This window comes from Sphaerisporangium rubeum (genome assembly GCF_014207705.1).
Lineage (GTDB): Bacteria > Actinomycetota > Actinomycetes > Streptosporangiales > Streptosporangiaceae > Sphaerisporangium > Sphaerisporangium rubeum.
The window spans coordinates 6,391,484-6,415,108 of record NZ_JACHIU010000001.1 but is presented as its reverse complement, the minus strand read 5'-3'; the positions used below and the strand labels follow the sequence as shown (position 1 = coordinate 6,415,108).

At 68.8% G+C, this 23,625-nt stretch carries 16 protein-coding genes and 1 pseudogene; 10 read left to right on the top strand and 7 right to left on the bottom strand.

Annotated features, from left to right (window positions below; genetic code table 11):
* The first annotated feature begins 44 nt into the window (after positions 1 to 44).
* The 3 genes from BJ992_RS27015 (at position 45) to BJ992_RS27005 (ending at position 3,182) form a co-directional block, all read left to right on the top strand.
* Positions 45 to 1,268 carry a serine/threonine-protein kinase gene (locus tag BJ992_RS27015; RefSeq protein WP_184985716.1) on the top strand — a complete coding sequence of 408 codons (1,224 nt, stop codon included), beginning with the start codon at positions 45 to 47 and terminating at the stop codon, positions 1,266 to 1,268.
* A 176-nt stretch (positions 1,269 to 1,444) separates the two neighbouring features.
* Positions 1,445 to 2,218 (top strand): electron transfer flavoprotein subunit beta/FixA family protein, encoded by a 774-nt coding sequence (locus BJ992_RS27010; RefSeq protein WP_184985714.1) that lies wholly within the window; start codon positions 1,445 to 1,447, stop codon positions 2,216 to 2,218.
* A gap of 10 nt (positions 2,219 to 2,228) precedes the next feature.
* A complete protein-coding gene (locus BJ992_RS27005) occupies positions 2,229 to 3,182 on the top strand; it encodes an FAD-binding protein (protein ID WP_184985712.1) in 954 nt (317 codons plus the stop codon).
* 779 nt (positions 3,183 to 3,961) lie between these two features.
* Here the strand turns inward: BJ992_RS27005 and BJ992_RS27000 are convergent.
* The 3 genes and pseudogenes from BJ992_RS27000 to BJ992_RS26990 all read right to left on the bottom strand — a co-directional run.
* Positions 3,962 to 4,216, bottom strand: a pseudogene (locus tag BJ992_RS27000) (transposase); the annotation flags it as partial.
* A gap of 420 nt (positions 4,217 to 4,636) precedes the next feature.
* The gene (locus BJ992_RS26995; RefSeq protein WP_184985710.1) at positions 4,637 to 5,854 is read right to left on the bottom strand and encodes an MFS transporter; all 1,218 of its coding nucleotides are present in this window, start codon (positions 5,852 to 5,854) and stop codon (positions 4,637 to 4,639) included.
* Between the two features lie 710 nt (positions 5,855 to 6,564).
* Positions 6,565 to 7,071 (bottom strand): TetR family transcriptional regulator, encoded by a 507-nt coding sequence (locus tag BJ992_RS26990; RefSeq protein ID WP_184985708.1) that lies wholly within the window; start codon positions 7,069 to 7,071, stop codon positions 6,565 to 6,567.
* 59 nt (positions 7,072 to 7,130) lie between these two features.
* Here BJ992_RS26990 and BJ992_RS26985 point away from each other — a divergent pair, with 59 nt between their 5' ends.
* The gene (locus BJ992_RS26985) at positions 7,131 to 8,291 is read left to right on the top strand and encodes a cysteine desulfurase family protein (RefSeq protein WP_184989063.1); all 1,161 of its coding nucleotides are present in this window, start codon (positions 7,131 to 7,133) and stop codon (positions 8,289 to 8,291) included.
* Positions 8,292 to 9,493: 1,202 nt separating this feature from the next.
* On the opposite strand, the gene BJ992_RS26980 is transcribed toward BJ992_RS26985, so the two are convergent.
* Together BJ992_RS26980 and BJ992_RS26975 are read right to left on the bottom strand one after the other, a co-directional pair.
* Entirely contained in the window at positions 9,494 to 10,939 is a 1,446-nt protein-coding gene (locus tag BJ992_RS26980) for an FG-GAP repeat domain-containing protein (RefSeq protein WP_184985706.1), read from the bottom strand.
* Positions 10,940 to 11,077: 138 nt separating this feature from the next.
* On the bottom strand, positions 11,078 to 12,517 hold the full coding sequence (locus BJ992_RS26975) for an FG-GAP repeat domain-containing protein (protein WP_184985703.1): 1,440 nt from the start codon (positions 12,515 to 12,517) through the stop codon (positions 11,078 to 11,080).
* A 153-nt stretch (positions 12,518 to 12,670) separates the two neighbouring features.
* On the opposite strand from BJ992_RS26975, the gene BJ992_RS26970 reads away from it, so the two are divergent.
* The 3 genes from BJ992_RS26970 (at position 12,671) to mnmA (ending at position 15,860) form a co-directional block, all read left to right on the top strand.
* Positions 12,671 to 13,606: a MerR family transcriptional regulator gene (locus BJ992_RS26970; protein WP_184985701.1), complete on the top strand. Its 936-nt coding sequence runs from the start codon at positions 12,671 to 12,673 to the stop codon at positions 13,604 to 13,606.
* A gap of 139 nt (positions 13,607 to 13,745) precedes the next feature.
* A complete protein-coding gene (locus tag BJ992_RS26965; RefSeq protein WP_184985699.1) occupies positions 13,746 to 14,672 on the top strand; it encodes a hypothetical protein in 927 nt (308 codons plus the stop codon).
* 117 nt (positions 14,673 to 14,789) lie between these two features.
* A complete protein-coding gene (gene mnmA, locus BJ992_RS26960; protein WP_184985697.1) occupies positions 14,790 to 15,860 on the top strand; it encodes a tRNA 2-thiouridine(34) synthase MnmA in 1,071 nt (356 codons plus the stop codon).
* A gap of 103 nt (positions 15,861 to 15,963) precedes the next feature.
* Here the strand turns inward: mnmA and BJ992_RS26955 are convergent, their stop codons facing one another.
* The gene (locus BJ992_RS26955) at positions 15,964 to 16,596 is read right to left on the bottom strand and encodes an MBL fold metallo-hydrolase (protein WP_184985695.1); all 633 of its coding nucleotides are present in this window, start codon (positions 16,594 to 16,596) and stop codon (positions 15,964 to 15,966) included.
* 338 nt (positions 16,597 to 16,934) lie between these two features.
* Between BJ992_RS26955 and BJ992_RS26950 the strand changes: the two genes are divergently transcribed.
* Positions 16,935 to 17,948: a methionine synthase gene (locus BJ992_RS26950; protein ID WP_343072865.1), complete on the top strand. Its 1,014-nt coding sequence runs from the start codon at positions 16,935 to 16,937 to the stop codon at positions 17,946 to 17,948.
* A 189-nt stretch (positions 17,949 to 18,137) separates the two neighbouring features.
* Positions 18,138 to 20,663 carry an NAD-dependent DNA ligase LigA gene (gene ligA / locus BJ992_RS26945; protein WP_184985691.1) on the top strand — a complete coding sequence of 842 codons (2,526 nt, stop codon included), beginning with the start codon at positions 18,138 to 18,140 and terminating at the stop codon, positions 20,661 to 20,663.
* Between the two features lie 309 nt (positions 20,664 to 20,972).
* On the opposite strand, the gene BJ992_RS26940 is transcribed toward ligA, so the two are convergent.
* Positions 20,973 to 21,266 (bottom strand): encapsulin, encoded by a 294-nt coding sequence (locus BJ992_RS26940; RefSeq protein ID WP_184985689.1) that lies wholly within the window; start codon positions 21,264 to 21,266, stop codon positions 20,973 to 20,975.
* Positions 21,267 to 21,518: 252 nt separating this feature from the next.
* Between BJ992_RS26940 and BJ992_RS26935 the strand changes: the two genes are divergently transcribed.
* Complete coding sequence (locus tag BJ992_RS26935; protein WP_184985687.1) at positions 21,519 to 23,588, top strand: putative bifunctional diguanylate cyclase/phosphodiesterase; 2,070 nt, start codon at positions 21,519 to 21,521, stop codon at positions 23,586 to 23,588.
* The last annotated feature ends 37 nt before the right edge of the window (positions 23,589 to 23,625 follow it).

Sequence of the window (23,625 nt, the reverse complement as noted above, 5' to 3'; positions counted from 1 at the left end):
CCCCGCACGTGACCGTGGAAAGGTGAGGGGACGGAAGGAGAGGCATGGGTGTGCCAACGGCGGACCGCCTCGGGCCCTACCGCCTGCTTTCCCGGCTCGGGGCGGGTGGTTTCGGCGAGGTCCATCTCGCGCTCGACCCCGAGGGCCGCACCGTCGCGGTGAAAGTGCTGCATCCACATGTCGCGGCGGACCAGACGGCGCTGGCGCGGCTGGCCCGCGAGGTCGAGACGATGCGGCGGGTACGCGGGCCGCACGTCGCCGAGATCCTCGACGCCTCGCTCGACGGTGAACAGCCGTACGTCGTCACGCGGTACGTCCAGGGCCGTTCGCTCGCGGCGCTGCTCGCGGGTGGTGAGCCGCTGCGTGGGGAGGGCCTCACGCGGCTGGCCAGGGGGCTGGCCGAGGCGCTGGCGGTCGTCCATGGCGCGGGGGTGGTGCACCGCGACCTCAAGCCGGCGAACGTCATCATCTCCGACGGCGAGCCGTACGTCATCGACTTCGGCATCGCCTACGCACTGGACTCGGCGTCGGTGACCGCTTCGGGTGCGGTGCTCGGCACCCCCGGCTACCTGGCGCCTGAGGTGCTGGAAGGCGGCGCGGTGGGGCCGGAGGCCGACGTGTTCTCGTTCGGCGCCACGCTCGCGTACGCGGCCTCGGGACGGCAGCCGTACGGCACCGGGCCGGCGTCGGCGGTGGCGTACCGCGTGGTGCACCACCCGCCTGACCTGGACGAGGTGCCTGCCTGGCTGGCGCCGGTGCTGCGCGACTGCCTCCAGCGTGTCCCCGCCGACCGTCCCACCGCGCCGGCGCTGTGCGAACGGCTCGGCGCGGCCGTGCCGCCGCCGGCTCCGGTGGAGCGGCGGCGCCTGGTGAGCGGCGACGAGCCGCAGACGATGGAATGGCGGCCGGACCGGCGGCAGGACGAACGGACGTCGCTGGAACAGGCGCGGGCCAGGCACCGCGAGAAGGTCCGCAGGCGCTGGATGGTGTCGACCGGCGTGGTGGCGGGGCTCGCGGCGGCCGCGGCGGAGGCGTACGTGCCGGAGTTGTCGCTGCTGCTGCTGGCGGCGTACGGCCTCGGGGTGCTGACCGACGCGGCGTTCGGCCTGGCGGCCCGCGCGCGGGCCCGGATCGTGTTCGACCTGGTCAGCGGCGCGGGTACGGTCGGTCTGTACGCGCTGCTGACTACTCTGTTCAGCCCGTTCACGCTGGTGCTCGCCTTGGCGACGGTGCTGGTGGTGCTGGTCATGGTGGCGTTCGCGGGGTGAGGCACATCGGTCTGGAACTATGTTCGGTAGGGTGACCCTCGATGGTCCGGTGGGTTGCCGGAACCGTAAGCTACTGTTGAGTAACATATGACAGGGAGTGCGCGCACCCCCCGCGCGTGCGACCGAAGCGGCGCCAATGCGGCGGCGCCTGGCAAACAGGAGGTCGGCCACCGGTCATGAACATCGTCGTCTGCGTGAAGCAGGTCCCCGACACGGCGACCGAGCGCAAGCTGAGGTCCGATGACAACACGCTCGACCGTGACGCCGCGGACGGCGTCATCAACGAACTGTGCGAATACGCCGTCGAGGAAGCCCTCAAGGTCAAAGAGGCCCACGGCGGCGAGGTGACCGTGCTCACCATGGGCCCGGCCAAGGCCACCGACACCATACGCAAAGCCCTCGCCATGGGTGCCGACAAGGCCGTCCACCTGGTGGACGACGCGCTGCACGGCTCCGACGCGCTCTCCACGTCGTACGCCATCGCCGAGACGCTGAAGCGCATCGGCTTCGACCTCGTCATCCTCGGCACCGAGTCCACCGACGCGCGCATGGGTGTGCTCGCCGCCATGCTCGCCGAGCGGCTCGGCGTGGCGCAGCTGACCTTCGCGTCCAAGCTCGACATCGACGGCTCCGACGTCACCATCCACCGCGTCACCGACTACGGCTACGACAAGGTCCAGGGCAGCCTGCCTGCCGTCGTGTCCGTCGTCGAGAAGATCAACGAGCCGCGGTACCCGTCGTTCAAGGGCATCATGGCCGCCAAGAAGAAGCCGGTCGAGACGGTCGGCGCCGACGGCCTCGACGCCGGGCTGCTCGGCCTCGCCGGCGCCTGGAGCGAAGTCGCCGACTTCGCCGTCGCGCCGCCGCGCGCCGCCGGCACGATCGTCAAGGACGAGGGCGACGGCGGGGCCAAGACCGCCGAGTTCCTCGCGTCGAAGAAGTTCATCTGAGGAGTGACCTGTGGCTGAGATTCTGGTACTCGTCGAGCACGTCGACGGCGCGGTCAAGAAGGTCACCCTTGAACTGCTGACCCTGGCCCGCACCCTCGGCTCCCCCTCCGCGGTGTGGGCCGGCCCCGGCTACTCGCCGGACATCCAGGCCAAACTGGCCGAGTACGGCGCCGACAAGATCTACGTCGCCGACGCCGCCGACCTCGCCGACCACGTCGTCGCACCGAAAGCCGAGCTGCTGGCCCAGCTCGTCTCCACCGCGACCCCCGCCGGCGTCCTCGTCGCCGCCACCGCAGAAGGCAAGGAGGTCGCCGGCCGCCTCGCCGTCAAGACCGACTCCGGCATCATCACCGACGCCGTCGGCCTCGGCGAAGGCTTCACCGCAGAACAGTCCATCTTCGGCGGCGGCGTCAACGTCACCTCGCGCGTCACCAAGGGCACCCCCATCATCGCCGTGCGACCCAACGCCACCACCCCCGAACCGTCCCCCGCCGCCGGCACCGAGCAGCGCGTCGAGGTCACCCTCTCCGACACCGCACGCCTGGCCCACGTGGTGGACCGCGTGAAGCAGGAAAAGGGAGCCCGCCCCGAACTCACCGAAGCCGCCATAGTCGTCTCCGGCGGCCGAGGCGTAGGCTCCGCCGAGAACTTCTCAATCATCGAGAAACTCGCCGACTCCCTAGGCGCCGCCGTAGGCGCCTCCCGAGCCGCCACCGACGCCGGCTGGTACCCCCACCAGTTCCAGGTAGGCCAGACCGGCAAAACCGTAGCCCCCCAGCTCTACATAGCCGCCGGCATCTCCGGCGCCATCCAACACCGCGCCGGCATGCAAACCGCCAAAACCATCATCGCCATCAATAAGGACCCTGAAGCCCCCATCTTCGAACTGGCCGACTTCGGCGTAGTAGGCGACCTCCACCAAATCGTCCCCCAACTCACCGAAGAGGTAGAAAAGCGCCGCTGACCTAGCTCCGCCGTACGCCGGTAACCCGAGGTCCGCTGTACCCCGGCATCCGAGGTCTGCCGTAGGTCGGTAATCCGAGGTCCGCTGTACCCCGGTATCCGAGGTCCGCCGTACGCCAACCTCTTCCGGCGTTCCGGCCTCCCACCGCGTTCAGCGTCGCTTCCCAGCGGCGCCGACGCGGTGGGACGCGGTACGGCGAATCCGGCGCCTTCGTACGCACGTCAACCGGCGGTACGGGAGGATGCTCACCGTCCGCGCCGTGGTCCTCACCTCCAGGCGCCGAGGCGCCTTCCGGCTCGGGCCGTATTCCCCAGGGGCTTCGCCCCTTCGTTTGAAAACCCAACTTCGGCCTTGTGGCCTTAGCCCACCCATAAGAGTCGTCCCACCCTAACTCGGCCACCCACCCAACCCCCACCACGTCCTGACCGGCACATAGCGTGCCGCCTCAGACGACGTGACCGGAATCGGAACCCCACGCCGACCCCCGCAGACCCTGCCGGCACTTACCGGAGTACTCAGATTTCGGAGTGGTCCTCGCCTCCGGCGCCGGGACGCCTTCCGGCTCGTGCTGTGTTTCTCCGGGGCTTCGCCCCTTCGTTTGAAACCCCAACGTCGGCTTTGTGGCCTTGGCCCACCCATAAGAGTTGTCCCACCTCAACTCGGCCACCCACCCAACCCCCACCACGTCCTGACCGGCACATGGCGTGCCGCCTCAGACGACGTGACCGGAATCGGAACCCCACGCCGACCACCGTAGGCATTGCCGACACTTACCGGAGTCCCTGCCGGAGTTTGGGGACGGACAGCTCGACGGTGCCGGCACGGGTGTCCCATTCGCGGGTCCGATAACCGTTACGCCGGTTGGTCCACTCGCTGCTGCGGGTGCCGTATCCGGCGCCGCACAGGCCGTCGGCCTCGGCCGACATCAACGTCTCGGCCATGGTCTTCATCATGGATGGCAACAGATCCCGATCCCCGGACTCGATCTGCTTCGCCAGCCAGCCCGCAGCATCCACACTGTCGTTGACGGCCATCCTGTTCTCCTTCGATCTTGATCTTCGCACTCGAAGGATCACGTGGCCGTCCTCATTTCACGACGCCACGCTGACTACCAGCGGAAACTCGTACACCACCTCCGCGGACGCACCCCCGCACACGCCGATCACCGTAGGCATTGCCGGCACTTACCGGAGTACTCAGATTCCGGCCCCGTAAGCGCACCCCACCCCCACCATGACCTGTCGGCATAAAACAACGCCGCGAGTCACGAGACAGGATGTGTCGGTCGAAACGAACCCGCCGGAACAGACCCGCCACCCGGACCCGGACAGGAAAGCACCAGACCGGCCCACGTTCCCCTCCCTGGACCTGTTCCTCCCCGGCGCCGACGCGGCGGGAAGTGGTACGACGAATCCGGCGCCTAAATACGGCGGCCGACAGGCCGTGGCCGGTCGTCAGGCGGCGAGTCGGGCCGGCTCTCGTGTGGTGGATTCCTTTTCGCGCGGTGGTTCACGCCGTGCCTCGCCTAGGACAGGTAGGGAGACGCGGGGGAGGAGCAGGGCCGTGACGGTCATGAGGAAGCCGAGGCCGATGGTCAGGGTCAGAGCGGCGCGCAGGGACGTGGCGTGGGTGAGCATGCCGATGACCACAGGGCCGAGGAGCAGGCCGGCGTAACCCATGGCGCCGGTCTGTGCGATGGCCGGTCCAGGGGTGCGGGTCGCGGAGCCGGCCAGGGACAGGGCCATGGGGGAGACCGTGGCGACTGCCAGGCCGATGAGCACCATGCCTGCGACGGCCACCACCACCGATGACGTGCTGAGGACCAGTGCGAAGGCGGCGGCCGTGGCCAGACCGGAGGCCGCGATGAGAGCGCGGGCACCGAAACGGGCCCGCAGGCGGTCACCCGTGAGGCGGGAGATCAGCATGCCGCCTTCGAAGATCGGGTAGCCGATCGCGGCGACGGCCTCAGGCGCACCGATGGTGTCGCGCAGGAACAGGCCGTTCCAGTCGGCCACCGCGCCTTCCACCATGAACGCCGCGAACGCGATGACACCGAGCAGGTAGACCACCGGTGGCATCCGGCGCCGCGCACCACCGGACGACGTACCGGCCGCGAGGTCAGGCACATACGTACGGCCGAGCAGGAACGCCGCGGGAACGGCCGCCAGGGCCACGGCCACGAGGTTGGCGGTGAAGGACATGCCGAGCGTGATCGCCACGGTGCCGAACACCCCGGCGGACATGGCGCCGACGCACCACCCGGCGTGCATGCCGTTCATCAGCGGACGGCCGTACGACCGCTCCACCGTCGACCCTTGCGCGTTCATCGCCACGTCCACCGTGCCGAAGAACATGCCGAACAACGCGGACGCCGCCACCACCAGCGGGTACGACGGTGCCACGGCCACCGCGAGCAGCGACACCGCGCACAGCGGCGCCGCGACCCGCAAGACCGCCGCGCTTCCCATCCGGGCCATCACCCCCCGCATGGCCTGCATCGTCACCAAGGCCCCAAGACCCCAGGCGAGCAGCACCACCCCCATCGCCGCCTCGGACACGCCGAGTTTGTCGGTGAGGGCTGGAATGCGGACGGTATACGTACCGCACACCAGTCCGGCGAGAACGAAGGTGAGGATCACGCCGTAACGAGCGGTCCTCAGAGCGCGGCTCATCGCTGAGCTCCTTTCACGTACTTTCAGGGCAGGCGTCACCACGCGGTGACGCAGGAGAGAACCGGCGCGCCGGGGAACGACAGGCACGCCGGGAGTAGTGATATCGGGACGGAAAGTGGAATCGGGTCGAGGAGCGGCAGGCCGCCATCTCCGGCGGAGACTTCCACGAGGGGACTCCGGCGACCGGACTTCGGCAGACCAGACCGAGACCAGGATCAGGTCTCGTATCTGAACCAGGACTCCGGCCCGGACCAGGACGTGGACCAAGTTCAGGACTCAGGGCAGGACGGGAAGACCCTGGTCAGGACTGGGACCTTGGTCAGGACAGGAACTCGGACCTGGACCAGAACTCAGACCGAAACCGGGCCTTCGACCCGGACCGGGCCCCAGCCGGGGTCCGGACGCGGACCAGGACTTCGACCCGGCCCCGTGCTGTGACACGGGCCGAAACCCGGGCCCGGACTTCGACCCGGACTTTGACCAGGACCCGACTTTGACCAGGACCAGGACCAGGACCAGGACCAGAAGCAGGACCAGGCCCCGGTCTTTGACCTGACCTGGTCTTTGATCTGGACCTGGATCCGGACTTCGACCCTGACCCTGACCCGGACCTCGACCCGGTCTCAGCCCTCAGCCCGACCCAGAACCCGAGCCGGGCCCAAGGCCCAAGGCCCAGTCCACAGGTGGAATGAACGTGTCGCGCCGTCCCATCACCCTGGCAGCAGCCCGCAGAGCCGCTGGTACAGCTCCTCGTACTGACCCTCGTCGTAGAAGCCGGGGTCGTGCGTAGCCACTTCCCAGAGCCCTTCGCAGGCCAGGCGCACGATCCGGGCCGCCATCGGGTCCGGCTCGTCGGCCAGGCCCTCACGATGCCAGCGCGCCATGGCCTCCCGTAACGGCGCCAGCAGCTCGGGGTCCCCCGCCGCACCGGTCGCCACGGCCCAGCGCCGCAGGCTCCCGCTCCGCACGGCGGCAAATGTCGCCGCGAGGTAAGCCCGCGTGTACGACGGCTCGTCCTGCGCCGCCACCAGCTCGTCGAAATCACGGACCAGCCGCTCGATCAAGCCCTTGATCAGCGCTTCTTTGGTGTTGAAGTGATAGAGAAGCCCTCCTTTGCTCACACCGGCGCGCTCGGCCACGGCCGCCAGCGTGAGGCACGGGGCCCCCTGCTCGGCCAGGAGCGCCTCCGCGGCGTTCAAAAGCTCATCTCTTCTCACACCCGTTACTGTACCGTCCGGACGGTACACCTGGCAAAGTGGGTACGCTTGAGTACGCCATGGCTTATCTCGACCACGCGGCGACCACGCCGATGCTCCCCGAAGCGATCGAGGCGATGACCGCGCAGCTCATGCGCGTCGGCAACGCCTCCTCCCTCCATTCCGCCGGCCGCCGCACCCGCAGGGTCGTCGAGGAGGCGCGCGAGACCATCGCCGCGGCCCTCGGCGCACGTCCCAGCGAGGTCGTCTTCACCGGCGGTGGCACCGAGGCCGACAACCTCGCCATCAAGGGCCTCTACTGGTCCAGACAGGCCGCCACCGGCGCCGGCCGCGTCCTCATCAGCGCCGTGGAGCACCACGCCGCTCTCGACCCCGCACACTGGCTCGCCGACCGGCAAGGCGCGTCCGTGGAGCATCTGGCCGTCGACGAGTACGGCATGGTGCATCCCGAGACCCTCCGCGCCGCCATCGAACGCGACCCCGCGAGCGTGGCCCTGGTCAGCGTCATGTGGGCCAACAACGAGGTCGGCACGATCCAGCCCGTCAGCGAACTGGCCGCCATCGCCGCCGAGTACGGCATCCCGTTCCACACCGACGCCGTCCAGGCCGTCGGCCAGCTCCCCGTCTCCTTCGCCACCTCAGGCGCCGCCGCTCTCACCGTCTCCGCGCACAAGCTCGGCGGCCCCATGGGAGTAGGCGCACTCCTGCTCGCCAGAGGCGTCGACCCCGTCCCCGTCCTCCACGGCGGCGGCCAGGAACGCGAAGTCCGTTCCGGCACCCTGGACGCCCCCGCCATCGCCGGCTTCGCCGCCGCCGTCCACACCGCTGTGGAACGCCGCGAAGCCAACGCCGCTCACCTCCGCACCCTGCGCACCGACCTGATCACCAAGATCCGCGAAGCCGTCCCCGACGTCATCCTCAACGGCCACCCCGACCACCGCCTCCCCGGCAACGCACACTTCTCCTTCCCCGGCTGCGAAGGCGACGCACTCCTGATGCTCCTCGACGCCAAAGGCATCGAATGCTCCACCGGCTCCGCCTGCTCAGCAGGCGTGGCCCAGCCGTCCCACGTCCTCCTCGCCATGGGCGCCGACCCCATCCGTTCCCGAGGCTCCCTCCGCTTCTCCCTGGGCCACACCTCCACCAACTCCGACATAACCGACCTCATCACCGTCCTCCCCCCCGCCGTGGAACGAGCCCGCCGAGCCGGCATCAGCTGACGAACCAGAACCGACCACGTGGAACCGACTGACCAGAACTTTCCGTGACGGTTACGGGTGGTCGTCCTTCCCTGCGGAGGCCCCGGCCGGCCGAGGCTTCTGCTGTGAGCATTGGCCGGACGGCACCGGGCCGGACTCGTAACCGGACGCGGTGCTGGAACCGGACCAGATTCGGACTCGGTACGTGACTGCGAACCGGACGGGACTCGGAACCGGCACTGGACGCGGCACCGGACTGGATTCGGCACCGAATTCGGCACCGAATTCGGACCCGGAACCAGCCTCGGACTTGGAACGGGAGTCGAAACCGGACTCGGTACTGGATTCGGACTCGGACCGCGACGCGGGAACCGGAACCGGACCGGACGCGTAACCGGAACGGACGCGGAACCGGAACGGACGCGGAACCGGACTCGGAACCAGACCGGACTCGGAACCGGAGACGGAACCGGAACCGGAGACGGAATCAGACGCTGAACGGGACGCGGTACCGGACTGGACGCGGTACGGATTCGGACTCGGTACGGGACTCGGACTCGGACTCGGTACGGGACTCGGACTCGGACTCGGTAGGGGACTCGAACCGGCGCGGGTGCCGGAACTGGACTTGTACCGGTGACGGAACCGGACGCTGAACGGGACGCGGTACCGGACTGGACGCGGTACCGATTCGGACTCGGTATGGGATTCGGATTCGGTAGGGGACTCGAACCGGCGCGGGTGCCGGAACTGGACTTGTACCGGTGACGGAACCGGACGCTGAACGGGACGCGGTACCGGACTGGACGCGGTACGGATTCGGACTCGGTATGGGATTCGGATTCGGTACGGGACTCGAACCGGCGCGGGTGCCGGAACTGGACTTGTACCGGAGACGGAACCGGAGACGGAACCGGACGCGGTACGGGACTGGACGCGGTATGGATTCGGACTCGGTAGGGGACTCGAACCGGCACCGGTGCCGGAACTGGACTCGTAACCGGGCCGGATCGGGCTCGGAACCGGAAACGGAAACCGGCCAGCCGGATCGGCTGGCCGGTTGTACATCTTGTGTCCGGTGTGGTGACTGCTCACCTTCGCCGGTGTCGCCACTTCCCCGTCACGTCTGGTGTGACCTTGTCGGCGCCGGTACGGCGGGACGTGGTGCGGTGAATCCGGCGCCGTTTACGGCGGTTCACCCGGCGGACGTTCGCAGAGCACCATCAGAAGATGATGTCGAAGGCGCTCCAGTTGTTGCCGATGTTCTCGCCGGTGCCGCTCTGGAAACCCCCGGATCCGTTCCCCCGGTAGAGGTGCAGGTCCGTGGTGGACGCGTTTCGAGCCAGCACATCGGCCTTCCCGTCACCGTTGAAGTCACCGACCGAGAAGACCTTGTCGAAGGCGCTCCAGTTGTTGCTGATGTTTTCCCCGGTGCCGCTCTGGAAGCCCCCGGAGCCGTTCCCGCGGTAGAGGTGGAGGTCCTTGGTGGTGGCGTTCCGGGCCAGGATGTCGGCCTTTCCGTCGCCGTTGAAGTCGCCAGGCGAGAAGAGGACGTCGAATGCGCTCCAGTTGTTGCCGATGTTCTCGCCGGTGCCGCTCTGGAAGCCGCCGGACCCGTTACCCCGGTAGAGGTGCAGGTCCTTGGTGGTGGCGTTGCGAGCCACCACGTCGGCCTTTCCGTCGCCGTTGAAGTCGCCGGCGGAGAAGATCAGGTCGAATGCGCTCCAGTTGTTGCCGATGTTCTCGCCGGTGCCGCTTTGGAACCCGCCGGACCCGTTACCCCGGTAGAGGTGCAGGTCCTTGGTGGTGGCGTTGCGAGCCACCACGTCGGCCTTTCCGTCGCCGTTGAAGTCGCCGGCGGAGAAGATCAGGTCGAATGCGCTCCAGTTGTTGCCGATGTTCTCGCCGGTGCCGCTTTGGAACCCGCCGGACCCGTTCCCCCGGTAGAGATGCAGGTCCTTGGTGGTGGCGTTCCGGACCAGGATGTCGGCCTTCCCGTCACCGTTGAAGTCCCGGTCCGCTCCGCCGCCGACGCTGTCGTCGACGATGTTGTCGTACCGGATCGGCCGGTAGTTCTGCATGCTCGACCACGACTCGCTGCCGACCTGACCGTGCGAGTTCTCGCTCGGTCCCTTGGCCCAGTCGTTCTCCCAGCCGTCGCCGTCCGGGTCCGACCCGCCGTTCAGCGAGTACGTCCAGGCCCCCTGCGTGTGGTCGGAGGAGTTCTTCCACCGCGCGAACAACTCCATGTGCCCGTCCTTGAGAATGGCATCCCCAGGCTTGAGCTCATGCAGACTCGACAGGTAGGACTTACCGGACCATCCCGCGAAATCGGAGGTGCTGTTCCCACCCTTGCCGGAGTTCGCCGTGATGTGCCAGGCCATGGACACCAGCCCGGAGCAGTCCGGCCCGTACTTGTGCGACCCGTCCACATCGGTCACCAGCGTGTTGGACCGGCGTGTCAGGTTGTACTGCACATTGCGGTTCACCCAGTTCTGCGCACGAGCGAGCACCTCGGAACGCGTGATGGGCCCCCCGGCGGTACTCGCGTCCGCATGATTCCTCTTCGCCCCCTCGTCCAGCGCGGCAAGAGCGAACATCGCGGTGACGAGCGCCGCGAACACCGCGACCGTACGGACCAAGCCGAGGCGTATGACTGATTGATTCATTGCCACTTTCCTTCGTCGTGATCAAGTGTCTGTGGATGAAAGCCTGATGTGTGGCGCTGTAAATCCTCTGGAAGTCCCCGACAGAGCGGCCGGGACAACGGCGCCGCCAGCCCGACGCCGGCCCTACGTCCGCACCGGTCAGAAGATGGCGTCGAAAGCGCTCCAGTTGTTGCCGATGTTCTCGCCGGTGCCGCTCTGGAACCCGCCGGAGCCGTTCCCGCGGTAGAGGTGCAGGTCCTTGGTGGTGGCGTTCCGCGCCACCACGTCCGCTTTCCCGTCCCCGTTGAAGTCGCCAGGCGAGAAGATCAGATCGAAAGCGCTCCAGTTGTTGCCGATGTTCTCGCCGGTGCCGCCTTGGAACCCGCCGGAGCCGTTCCCCCGGTAGAGGTGCAGGTCCTTGGTGGTGGCGTTCCGCGCGAGGATGTCGGCTTTCCCGTCGCCGTTGAAGTCGCCGGCGGAGAAGACCTTGTCGAAGGCGCTCCAGTTGTTGCCGATGTTCTCCCCGGTGCCGCTTTGGAACCCGCCGGAGCCGTTCCCGCGGTAGAGGTGCAGGTCCTTGGTGGTGGCGTTGCGAGCCACCACGTCGGCCTTTCCGTCCCCGTTGAAGTCGCCAGGCGAGAACACGACATCGAATGCGCTCCAGTTGTTCCCGATGTTCTCCCCGGTGCCGCTCTGGAACCCGCCGGACCCGTTACCCCGGTAGAGGTGCAGGTCCTTGGTGGTGGCGTTCCGCGCCAGGATGTCGGCCTTTCCGTCCCCGTTGAAGTCGCCAGGCGAGAAGAGGACGTCGAAGGCGCTCCAGTTGTTGCCGATGTTCTCGCCGGTGCCGCTCTGGAACCCCCCGGAGCCGTTCCCCCGGTAGAGGTGCAGGTCCTTGGTGGTGGCGTTCCGCGCCAGCACATCAGCCTTACCGTCGCCACTGAAATCAGTCGCCGAAACCCCGCCCCACAGCGTGTCCACGATGATCTGCGCGTCGCCGGCCTGCGGCTGGTACCGGTCCGGGTAGGCGGACACCTGTACCGCCTGGCATATCTCCCCGATCGGCGCCGTCCGCCAGGCGTTGTTCGGATACTTCGACAGCATCTTGTTCAGAAAAGCGTTGGTGGCCCATATCGGGTCCAGACGCTGTGCTCGCGTCCCCCAGGAAGCCCGCTGCTGGAACAACCCCAAACTGTCGTGGTCGAGTTCCTCACTGATGTTGTCGATGCTGCTCTCCACGATCGTCGTCGTGATCGCGATCACCGCGGCCCGCGAGTGCAGCCCTCTGTCCCGCACCGCTTTGACCACCATCCGCGCGCACGACACCCGGTACGCCGACATGTAGCCGCGCATCTTCGCCTTGAGCTTGCCGTTCAACTCCGCCGCGAGCGCCGAGTCCGTCCCCGTCGTCCCACTCGGATCACACGCCGCCAGAGCCCGCGCCGCGTTGACATCACTGGCCTGCGGCCCCGGCGTCGGCTCCGCCACCGCCGGCCCGGGAAGCCCCACCACCAGCCCGGCCGAGATCGCCACGACCAGCCCGGCCGGCTTGCCGGCACGCCGCCGCGTCTGCCGAGTCCATGCGAAAGAAAGGTTCATCGAAGTTCTCGTCTCCTCGGTATCGGGACGAGATCAACGAGACTCCGAAGCCCTGTAAATCCGCTCCAAGACGGCTGCAAGCCGCTGATGGAACCGCCTCGGCAACGGTAAAGTATCCAGTAGCTGGAGTCTTCGAGGTGGTCTGGAGGAGCCGTGGCGCCGGGGGAGGGGTACACGATCGGACAGCTCTCCCGCATGTCAGGGCTGCCGGTGAAGACCATCCGCTTCTACTCGGACGCCGGTGTCCTGCCTGAGCGGGACCGCACCGCGGCCGGATACCGCGTGTACGGCGAGGACGATCTGGCGCGGCTGGAGCTCGTGCGAGCGTTGCGCGAGATGGGGGTGAACCTCGCGACGATCCGCACACTGGGGGAGCAGGACCTCAAACAGGTCCTCGCGCTGCATCTGCGCACAGTGGAGACGCAGCTCACGAATCTCCAGCGAACCCGTGCCGTGCTCCGGGCCACCCTGGAGAAAGACGACCCGTCCGAAGCCGACCTGCGCAAGCTCAACACCCTTGGACGCCTCGGCGCGGCCGAGAGAGCGGCGCTGCTGGACTCGTTCGTGGCCGAGGTCGGCGGCGGCAACGAAGCACGCGAGCGGTGGCTCACCGGCCTGCGGGAGGCCATGGTCCCCGACCTGCCGGCCGAGCCCACCCCCCGGCAGCTCGACGCCTGGCTCGAACTCGTGGAACTGATGTCCGACGAGGACTACCGGGCCAGCCTGCGCCGCCAGAGCGAGGAGTTCTGGGAACGCCGGCAACGCGAAGGAGCCGCCGACCTCGACCGATGGCGCCAGGACAACGAGACCGTCACCCGCATCGCCCTGACCGCGGTCTCCGACGACATCGACCCCGCATCCCCCCGAGCCGTCCCCATCCTGAACAAGATCGCCTCTCTCCTGGCCGCCATGCACAAATCCGAAGACGGCCCCACCTTCCGCCGCACCCTGGCCCGCACCTACCAGGACCACGACCCCCGCGCCACCCGCCAGTGGCAACTGGCCGCCATCATCACCGGCTCCCCCTGGCCCCACCCCGAGACCAAGGCCCACGACTGGATCGGCAAAGCCCTCCAAGCCCACACCTGACCCATCTCCACCACCGGCTGAACCGTGCCACTACGGCGCCGGCCCGGCGCACGCTCAAGGACACCCGGACCCCTTTCTCCGGCTGACACGATTGCGACTTTGCCATGTACGGAGAGTATTCATAAGATAACTTTGCGTCATGCCCGCTTCCACTCACGAGGCGCTGCACAGGATCTTCCAGCGAGACACCGACCTGCTGCCTCGCGTCCTTCGGAACGAACTGTCCATGCCCCTTCCCGACACGGTCAAGGTCGAGATCATGAACGTCGACCTCACCGACCTCACCCCTGTCCCCCGCTGGGTCGACACCCTGCTCAAGCTCCATCTCCCCGACAAACAGATCATCGCCGCCATCGAAGCGCAGACCGGTCGATCCGAGGAGAAGCGCCGCCGCTGGGCCCGATACCTGGCGCATCTGCACGACACCTACCAATGTGACGTGCTGCTCATCGTCACCTGTCCCACCGCCGCCACCGCCTGCTGGGCCCGCGAACCCTATTTCGTGGGCCTTCCCCAGTGGCACACCATGACCATCCGGCCGCTCGTCCTCGGCCCCGACAACATCCCCGTGATCACCGATCCGGTCGAAGCGGCCCAGGACATCCACCGCGCCATCTTGTCTGCCGTCGTACACGCCACGTCACCCAGCGTGGATGCGATACTGAGCACACTGTCCGACGCACTGCGCGACATCGATACGCGAGAAGCCGCCGACCTCGCCGAATTCACCGAATCCGGCCTCGGCAAGGGGCACGCACTCGACATCTGGAGGACACTTATGACCACTCGGACCCACCCTTACGTGTCCGAACTCCGCCTCAAGGGCCGCGAAGAAGGCCGCGAAGAAGGCCGCGCGGAAGGACTGCTGGAGGGCGAGGCCAAGGGCGAGGCCAAAGGTGAGGCCAAAGGTGAGGCCAAGGCCGTCCTGCTGGTGCTGGAGGGACGCGGCCTCCCGGTCACCGATGAGCAGCGGCAGCGCGTGACGTCCTGCACCGACACCGGTCAGCTCGAAGGATGGCTGCGCCGCGCGGCCACCGCCGCGAGCGCCGACGAGCTTCTCGGCTGATCGGCCTCCTGGCCTGAGGGCTCCTCGTCGAGAGGCGTCCTTTCCGTGATCCACCCCCGGCTGCTTCGTCCACAGTGCGGCGGCCAGGGGGTGGGGGAAAGGTAGTCTCGAAGGGTTATGAGTCTTCGTGTGCTGGCCGCCATGTCCGGCGGTGTGGATTCCGCGGTGGCGGCGGCTCGGGCGGCTGAGGCCGGTCATGACGTCACCGGGGTTCACCTTGCGTTGTCGTCCAATCCGCAGTCGTACCGGACCGGGGCCCGGGGGTGTTGCACCCTGGAGGATTCCCGGGACGCTCGGCGTGCGGCCGATGTGATCGGGATCCCGTTCTACGTGTGGGACATGGCGGAGCGGTTCCATCGGGACGTGGTCGAGGACTTCGTCAGTGAGTACGCGGCGGGGCGGACGCCTAATCCTTGTCTGCGGTGCAACGAGAAGATCAAGTTCGAGGCGGTGCTCGACCGTGCGGTGGCGCTGGGGTTCGACGCGGTCGTGACGGGGCATCACGCGCGGCTGGACGGCGGGGTGCTGCGGCGCAGTGTGGACGCGGGGAAGGACCAGTCGTACGTTCTCGGGGTGCTGACGCGGGAGCAGCTCGCGCGGGCCGTTTTCCCGCTGGGGGGGTCGACCAAGGCCGAGGTGCGGGCCGAGGCGGCGGTGCGGGGGCTCACCGTGGCCGACAAGCCGGACAGTCATGACATTTGCTTCATCGCGGACGGGGACACGCGCGGGTTCCTCGCCGACAGGCTCGGGTCGGAGCCGGGGCCGATCGTGGACGAGTCCGGTGAGGTCGTGGGGGAGCACGCGGGGGCTTACGGGTTCACGATCGGACAGCGCAAGGGGTTGCGGATCGACCGGCCGACGCCGGACGGACGGCCGCGGTACGTGTTGTCCATCGAGCCGGTGTCCAACACGGTGACGGTGGGGCCGCGGTCGTCCCTGGCGGTGAGTTCGATCGTGGGGAGCCGGCCGATCTGGAACGGGCCGGTCGCCGAGCCGCGCGAGCCACTGGTCTGCCAGGTGCAGCTGCGTGCGCACGGCGAGGTGTACGGGTGCCGGGTGCAGCTTTCGGGTGACGATATGCACATCGAGCTGGACAGTCCGGCGACGGGTGTGGCGGCGGGCCAGGCGGCCGTCCTCTACGACGGGGACACCGTGCTGGGGTCCGCCACCATCACCTCGTCGTCCTGAGCGAGGCCGCGCGTTCTTGAGTGGTCATGCGGGTCCCGGTACGGACGGCGTCTTCCCGCCGGGACCGGCGGCCGGCGACGGGTCGCCTGTCCCTGTGGGAACGTCAGGGCAGGGTGACGCTTTCGCCGGGCTTGAGGCGGCGGAAGTCGGCGTTCTGGGCTTCGCCGCGACGGTTCAGTGTGTTGTCCACCAGGGCCAGGCCGATGTCGTTGTACAGGCCGTCGTGGATGGAGTACGCGCGCTGCGGCGCGACCTCACGCAGGTAGTCCACGAATTCGGCCGCCTTGAGCCAGGGGCCTGAGGTCGGGGTCAGCAGGGTGCCGACGGGGACGCCGGGGACGGTGAAGGCGTCGCCGGGGTGGAACAGCTCGCCGTCCACCAGGAAGCCGATGTTCGGCACCACCGGCATGTCGAAGGCGATCCTCGCGTGCTGTCGGCCGGCCACCCCGACGTCGAATCCGGCGGCGGTGAAGGAATCGCCTTCACCGACGACGTTGACCGTGGCGCCGATGCCGTCGAGTTGACTGGCCACGGCGTCGCATGTCCAGATCTGGACGTGCGGTCCGAGGGCGGCGAGGCGTTCGACCTCCAGGTGGTCGAAGTGCTCGTGCGTGATGAGCACGGCGTCGGCTCCGTCGAGCGCCGACTCCTCGGTCAGCCCTCCGGGGTCGATGACCAGGGTGGCCCCGTCCTTCTCCAGCCGCACACACGCGTGCCCGTGTTTGGTGAGCTTCATATCTCCCATCATGGTCCTCGCCGCGCGGCGTTCCCCGGCACCCCGTGAAGTACGGCGCGCGCCGGGCTGCCGAGCAGGTGGAGGCCATTTCTCTACGGCTTCTCTATGGCCGGCACTCCGGAGACGTGAAGGCGCGGAAGGCCGGAGTCGGCCGGACCCGGAGTCGCCTGGGTCGGAGTCGCCACGGCCGGAGCCGCTGGGGTCGGAGTCGCCACGGCTGGAGTCGTCCGGGTCCGGTCGGAGCGGACGATGTGTGGCGGTAGCAGATGGCGCCGACATTCCTTGCGTTGTCCACAGGGCTCGTCCGGGCTGTTCGCGCCGGTCCTAAGCTTCGGGCTGTGAGTCAATTTCCCTGGAATCCCGCTGCGGCGACAGGGGTGGGTTCCCATCCCGGTAACGATCACGTCGAGACGTTGCGAGTGGTCTTCGGCGAGTTGCCTGATCTGCCTTATCTACCCGAGTTGCCGGATCGCGGTGTGGGAGCCGACATGATCGGCCGCACGGCGTCCCTGCTGGTCGAGTTGCCTGTGGAGGTGCAGCCGTCGGGGTGGCGCATGGCCGATCATCCGGGACGGGACGCGCGCAGGGCCAAGGAACATCTGGCACGCGACCTCGACGGGCTGGAGGAGGTCGCGCAGGGGTACGAAGGGCCATTGAAGATCCAGGTCTGCGGGCCGTGGACGCTGGCGGGGGCCATCGAGCTGCGGTACGGCGACAAGGTGCTCGCGGACGGCGGCGCGGTGCGCGACCTCGCCGACTCGCTGGCCGAGGGGCTGGCGGGCCATGTCGCGGCGGTGCGTTCACGGGTGCCGGGAGCCCAGGTGGTGGTGCAGATCGACGAGCCGGGGCTGCCGGGTGTGCTGGCCGGCACCGTGCCGACCGCCTCGGGGTTCGGCCGGCTCGCGGCGGTGGAGCCGCCGCTGGTGTCGGAGCGGTTGCACGCCGTGCTGCCGGCGGACGTTTTCACGCTGGTGCACTGCTGCGCGCCGGGGGTGCCGTTCGATGTGCTGCGTGGGGCCGGGGCCGGTGGTCTTTCTCTCGATCTCTCCCTGCTGCGGCGCCGCGACGAGGACCACATCGGCGAGGCCGTCGAGGCCGGCACCGCCTTGTTCTTCGGCGTCGTCCCCGGCAGAGGCGGCACGCGGCTTCCCGACAAGGGGGTCGTCGCCAAGCCCGTCATCGAGTTGTGGCGCCGTCTCGGCTTCGACCCCGGCGCACTGGCGGCACAGGCGGTCCTCACGCCGTCCTGCGGCCTGGCCGGCGCCTCCCCGGCGTACGCGCGCGCCGCTCTGGCCCGCTGCCGTGAGGCCGCGCGTGTGCTGCGCGAGGACCCGGAGGATCGTGAGGACTGACTCCTGATAGGGGTGTATTGATGGGACTTGTGGGGCGATGGTGGTGATGGCGAGGTTCGTGGAGAAATGTCGGTGCCGAATGGCATGGTGGAAGTAACGATTCCCCAGGTAGAGCGGCCAAGCGGGGGTGCGGGAGCATGTCGGCGGCCGTAGCTTTTCTGCGGGGGACGAACGATGAGGGGAGACGGCATGGCTGACGAGGTGGAGAACGTTCCGGTCGAGGCGCCGGAGCGTGACACCGCACCCGCCGGACCGGCCAAGGACGCGGCGGACGTGCCGGAGCGCGACGCCGAGCCGTCCGGCTTGGTGGAGGACGCGGCGGACTCGTCGGAGCGTGCGGCCGGGTCGGTGGAGTCGTCGTCCGTGCCGGCGGTGGAGGTGTCCGGGGAAGGTGTCGAGCCGTCTGCCGCGGTGGACTCGTCGGTTGTGGACGGGTCGGAGCGTGGTGGTGGTGGGGCTCGATCTGATGAGGTCGAGGGTGTTCCGGTGGAGGCGTTGGAGCGGCACGCCGAGTTGGCCGAGTTGGCTGATGAGGCGAACTGGCGGTATTACGTGCTCGACGCGCCGACCGTCAGTGACGGCGAGTACGACGTGTGGATGCGTGAACTGCGTGAGCTTGAGGCGGCGCATCCCAGCCTGGCGACGCCTGATTCCCCCACGCAGAAGGTCGGCGCGCCGATCTCCACCGAGTTCGCGCCGGTCTCCCACCTCAGGCGCCTGGAGAGCCTCGACAACGCCTTCAACGACGCCGACCTCGCGGGGTGGCTGGCCAGGGCCGAGCGGCTGCTCGAGCGGGACCCGGCGCCGTTCCTGTGCGAGCTGAAGATCGACGGGCTGGCCATCGCCTTGGTGTACGAGAAGGGACGCCTGGTCCGCGGCGCGACCCGCGGGGACGGCCGGGTCGGTGACGACGTCACGCCGAACGTCCGCACGGTGGCCAACATCCCGCACCGGCTCAAAGGGGACGTGCCTGAACTGCTGGAGGTCCGTGGCGAGGTCTATCTCACGGTCGACGGCTTCGAGCGGCTCAACGAGCAGCTCGTCGCGTCCGGCAAGCCGCCGTTCGCCAACCCGCGCAACTCGGCGGCGGGTTCGCTGCGGCAGAAGGACCCGCGTATCACCGCGCAGCGAGCGTTGCGCATGATCGTGCACGGTGTCGGCGTGTGGGATGGCGGGCCGCCGTTCCCGACGACCCAGTCGGGTGTGTACGAGAAGCTGCGCGACTTCGGGTTGCCGGTCAGCGATCTGTACCGGGTCGTGCCCGGCCTCACCGAGATCACCGAGTTCGTCGAGCACTACCGGCAGCACCGTCACGACACCGAGTACGAGATCGACGGTGTGGTGGTCAAGACCGACCGCATCGAGCTGCAGCGGCAGCTCGGCTCCACCTCACGGGCCCCCCGCTGGGCCATCGCGTTCAAGTACCCGCCGGAGGAGGTCAACACCAAGCTCCTGGACATCCAGGTCGGTGTCGGCCGCACCGGCAGGGTCACCCCGTACGGCGTGATGAAGCCGGTGATCGTCGCGCAGTCCACCGTGGAGCGGGCCACGCTGCACAACGCCTCTGAGGTGGCGCGCAAGGGTGTGCTGATCGGCGACACCGTGGTGCTGCGCAAGGCCGGCGACGTGATCCCCGAGATCGTCGGCCCGGTGGTGCCGCTGCGCGACGGCACCGAGCGCGAGTTCGTCATGCCGACCCACTGTCCCGAATGCGGCACCGAGCTGCGGCACATGAAGGAAGCCGACGTCGACATCCGCTGCCCCAACGCGCGCTCGTGTCCCGCGCAGATCCGGGAGCGCATCTTCTTCGCGGCGGGCCGCGGCGCGTTCGACATCGAAGGCCTCGGCTACGTCGCCGCGACCGCGCTGACCGCGCCTGAGCCGCCGGAGGAGCCACCGGTGCGGACCGAGGCCGACCTGTTCGACCTCACGATCGAGCGTCTGCTGCCGATCCGCTCGGTGGTCCGCGACCAGGACACCGGCCTGCCGAAGACCGACCCCGAGACCGGCGAGCGCAAGATCGTCACGTTCTTCGCCAACATGAACGGCGAGCCGAGCAAGAACGCTCAGCACATGCTGGCGCAGCTGGAGAAGGCCAAACAGCAGCCGTTGTGGCGTGTCCTTGTGGCCCTGTCCATCCGCCACGTCGGCCCGACCGCCGCGCAGGCTCTCGCCATGTCGTTCCTCTCCCTGGATCGCGTCTTCGGCGCGTCCGAGGAGGAACTCGCCGCCGTGGAAGGCGTCGGCCCCACCATCGCCGCGAGCATCCGCGAGTGGTACGCCGAGGACTGGCACCGCGAGATCGTCGAGCGCTGGCGCCAGGCCGGTGTCCGCATGGCCGACGACCCGCCGGCCGCCGCCGGCCCCCAGTTCCTCGCCGGCCTCACCTTCGTCGTCACCGGCACACTGACCGACTTCACCCGCGACGAGGCGAGCGAGGCCCTCGCCGTCCGCGGCGGCAAGGTCACCGGCTCGGTCTCGAAGAAGACCAGCTTCCTCATCGCCGGCGAGAACGCCGGCTCCAAGTACGACAAGGCCGAGAAACTCGGCGTCCCCATCCTGGACGAGGAGGAGTTCCACACCCTCCTGCGGGACGGCCCCGAAGCCGTGACCCCCGTCGGGGACGTCGAGCCCGAGGACTCCGCCGACGAGCCGGCCCCGGCGGAGGCCGAGGCGGCGGAGACTCCACAGGAGGCCACTGTCGAGACCGTGTGACCGTACAACGGCTCCCACCGATGAGCCCGTCCTGGGTGAGGGCCGTGATCGGGTTCGCCTGACCGTGCCGCGCGGTGCGGTGCGGTGCCGTGCCGTGCGGTGCGGTGCCGTGCCGTGCCGTGCGGTGCGGTGCCGTGCCGTGCCGTGCGGTGCGGTGCCGTGCCGTGCGGTGCCGTGCGGTGCGGTGCGGTGCGGTGCCGTGCGGTGCGGTGCGGTGCGGGTTTTCCGGCTCGGCGAGGTGGGGGCCAGGGTTGTGTAGCCGTGTCGTGTGGTTTCCATGGTGCAGGGTGTGGTCGCCGCCTCGGGTGGTCAGGAGGAAGGCGCCGGTGATGGCGGGGCCCAGATGATGTCGCCGACGATGACGGCGGCGGAGGCGTTCGTAGATGGGTGGCCGTGGTCTGACGTCTCGCTGATCACTGGGTGGGCCTCGGCGCTGGGTGCGAGGGAGTAGGGGTCGTCCACGCCGGCCAGGCGCCGGGTGCTGACGGACTGGCCGATCGTGTCGGGGTGGTCGCGCGGCTCGGCCGGCGGAGGCGAGGGTTGAACGGGGCAACCGCGGACGCCTCCGATGCCCGCGGCGGGGTAGCCCGTCGACGACGGCACGGTCCTCGGCGGAGGCAATCTGGCGTGCGGCGGCCTTGACCGGCTTTCTGCCGACGTCCACGGCTCGCGGTCGGTGGGAAGTATGCCGTCGCGCAGGTTAACGGGATGTTCCAGAGGAACGGCGCGGGAAGGTGTCGGTGGGTTTGTGATCAGTCGTGGAAACTTCTGGTGACGGAACGTGCCCAACCGGTTTCGCGAAGTGGCCCAGAGGTCGTACCCTCCCATAGTGACCTCTTGGGGGTTTAGTTGCCTATGACGGACCCATCCGACACGCGCGACCTCGGGCCGAGGCGCTACTCGCCGCTGTGGACGTACCTGGTGGCGGTCATCGCCGCGGGCCTCGCGGCGCTCGTCGTCGCCGAGATGCGGCTCGGCGTCGAGGAGTTCGCCGCGCTCGCGCGCACGTCCTCGCTGTTTTGGATGCTGGTCGTCCTGGTCGTGCTGGGGGAGCTGCGGCCGATCATCGTCTCCAACTCCCGGCTGGCCGGAGGCACGGCGACCTCGACGCTGTTCACCTTCGCGGTCCTGCTCTACCACGGGCTCTCCGTGGCCCTGCTGATCCACACGCTGGCGGTCGTGGTGAGCGGACTGCTGCACCGCAGGGCCTGGCACCGGGTGGCGTTCAACGTCTCCCAGGTGGCTCTGGCCTCCACGGCGGCGGCCGTGGTGCTCGGCGCGTTCGGCCACCATCCCCACCCGGCGGCCCCGTGGGTGCCGGACGGCGCGGACATCGCGCCGGTCGGGCTCGCGGCGGTGGCGTACTTCGCGGTGCGCTGCGTGCTGGTCTGCGGCGCCGTCGCGCTGCATGAGCGCCGTCCGCTGCGCCGCGTGCTGCGGACCACGATCGGCCACCAGAGCGCCATGTACGCCGCGCTGCTCGGCCTCGCGCCGCTGGTCGTCGTCGTGATGAGCCGTTCCCCGGCCATGGTGCCGCTGTTCGTGGCGCCGCTGGCGACGATGTACTTCACCGCGTCCCTGTCGCGCCGCCGCGACCACCAGGCCATGCACGACGGCCTGACGTCGCTGCCGAACCGCAAGATGCTGATCCTGCGCACCGAGGAGGCCCTGGCCGAGGCCCGCGACCGGCAGCGTGTCGGCCTGCTGCTGCTCGACCTCGACCGGTTCAAGGAGGTCAACGACACTCTCGGCCACCCTGTGGGGGACCGGCTGTTGCAGATCGTCGCGCACCGCCTCACGCACAGCGTGCGGCCCGGCGACGTGGTGGCGCGGCTCGGCGGCGACGAGTTCGCCGTGCTGCTGCCGACCGTCCGCGACGCGTTCGCCGCGCGCGAGGTCGCGGCACGCCTGCGGGTCGCGCTGACCGAGCCGGTGCGCCTCGAGGGCCTGACCTTCGACCTGGACGCCTCCGTCGGCATCGCGCTGTACCCCGACCACGCTCCGGACTTCGAGTTGCTGCTGCAACGCTCCGACGTGGCCATGTACTTCGCCAAGGAGGCGCGTACCGGCGTCGAGGTGTACGTCGCGGAGAAGGACCGCAACTCGCCTGAGCGTCTCAACCTGCTCGGCGACCTGCGCAGAGCCATCGGCGGCAACGAGCTCCAGCTCCACTACCAGCCCAAGGTGGGCCTCGCCACCGGCGTGGTGGAGGGTGTCGAGGCGCTGCTGCGCTGGTGGCACCCGGTGCGCGGCCCGGTGTACCCGGCCGACTTCATCCCGCTGGCCGAGCAGTCGTACCTCATGCGCGAGCTCACCCAGCACGTGATCGACATGGCGCTCGAACAGGCCGCCGAGTGGTGGCACCAGGGCCTCAAGGTCCCCGTCGCGGTCAACGTCTCGGCCCGCGACCTGCTGGACCCCGCGCTTCCCGACCTGCTGGAGGCCGGTCTCGTCCGCCTGAGCCTGCCTCCTGACGCGGTCCAGCTGGAGGTCACCGAGCGCATCTTGATGACCGACCAGGCCTACACCGCCGATTCGGTGCGCGCTCTGGTGCGGCTCGGCGTGCCGCTGGCCCTGGACGACTTCGGCACCGGTTACAGCTCGCTGGTACGCCTCCAGCGCCTGCCGGTGTCCGAGGTCAAGATCGACGGCTCGTTCGTGCAGCGCATCGGCAAGTCCGGTGACGACGAGCGCATCGTCCGTTCCATCGTGGACCTCGTGCGCTCGCTCGGCCTGCGTTCGGTCGCCGAAGGCGTGGAGACCGAGGAGGCCGCGATCCTTCTGACCGAGATGGGGTGTGACGCGGGCCAGGGCTGGTGGTTCGCCGAGGCGATGCCGGCCGTGGAGACCACCACCTGGCTCAAGGCCCGCCGCATGCGCGGCGCACTGCCGCTGTGCGGTTCGGCTGAGGTCACCGCGTCCTAGCCGCCGGGTCGTCACGGCCGGGAAAGCGGTGGTTAAC